This is a genomic window from Variovorax sp. 20P10.2.4, assembly GCF_058244205.1.
Window position 1 is genome coordinate 1 of sequence record NZ_JBZAYE010001196.1, and the last position, 1030, is coordinate 1030.

Genomic DNA, 1030 nt, shown 5'->3' on the forward strand with positions numbered 1-1030 from the left:
GTCATCGCGTTCATCGACCGGTGCCGGGAGAAGAAATGATGGCGCGTTGATCGCCGCACTTCGACCTTCATCACCAGCAGCGAGGCATTTCCAACTCAGAAGTCATCTCAACCCGGGCAACCGGACACCCAAGGAGGCATCATGAAGAAAGCACTCGAAGCAGTGTGGGCAGGCCAGCGTTCTCTCGAGAAGGCTTGGCGCCGGATGCTGGCGGCCCTGGCCGTCGGCTTGTTGACGGCATGCGGTGGTGGCGGAGACAGCAGTGCGCGGCTTGATGCAGCGGCGATCGCCGCCGCCAACGCCGTGGCACCGCCCGGCACCCAGCCCGCGGTCGCACCGCCCGAGGAGCCGCCGCCGACCGTGCCCTCCGAAAAGAAGACCCGCTGGGCCACGACATGGCAGGCCGCCATGTATGCCAACCGGCTGCAGAACAACGACTCGGACACGGTGCGCGTGCGCATCCGCACGAGCGTGGGCGGCGAGGGCGTCCGGGTGCGGCTGTCCAACGTGTTCGGCGCCACCACCCTGCGCATCGACCACGCGAGCGTGGCGCTGCCCGATGGCTCGCAACCCTCCGATCCGACCGCCATCGATCTGGCCACGCGCCGGGTGCTGACCTTCGATGGCGGCAAGACGCTGGCCGAGGTGCCCGCCGGCGAGGAACTGCTGAGCGACCCCGTGGCGATGGCGGTGCCCAAGCTCTCGGACCTGATGATCAGCCTGCACTTCCAGGGCAAGGTGCAGTACGCCGACATGCACATGAACTCCGCCGTTCCGCTCCCCGGCTTCTACGTGGTGAGGAACCGCGACGTGGCGGCCGAAGCCTCGCTGTCGGCCGTCGCGCCAGCGTTCGAGACCTTCAACGGCGTCTTCCACCTGAGCGAGGTCAAGGTGCTCGCGCCCCAGAAGACACGCGTCGTCGTGGCCGTGGGCGAATCGATCACGGCCGGCTACAGCGCGGTGGGCATCCAGAGCCCGTGGCCCGCCGTGCTGTCGAAGCTGGCCAATACCCATGGCGAGCCGCTCGGCG

General features: G+C 68.1%; 1 pseudogene. It reads left to right on the plus strand.

Annotated features, from left to right (window positions below):
* Window positions 1-141: 141 nt before the first annotated feature.
* Window positions 142-1030 (plus strand): annotated as a pseudogene (locus AC27VN_RS42250) (hypothetical protein); the annotation flags it as partial.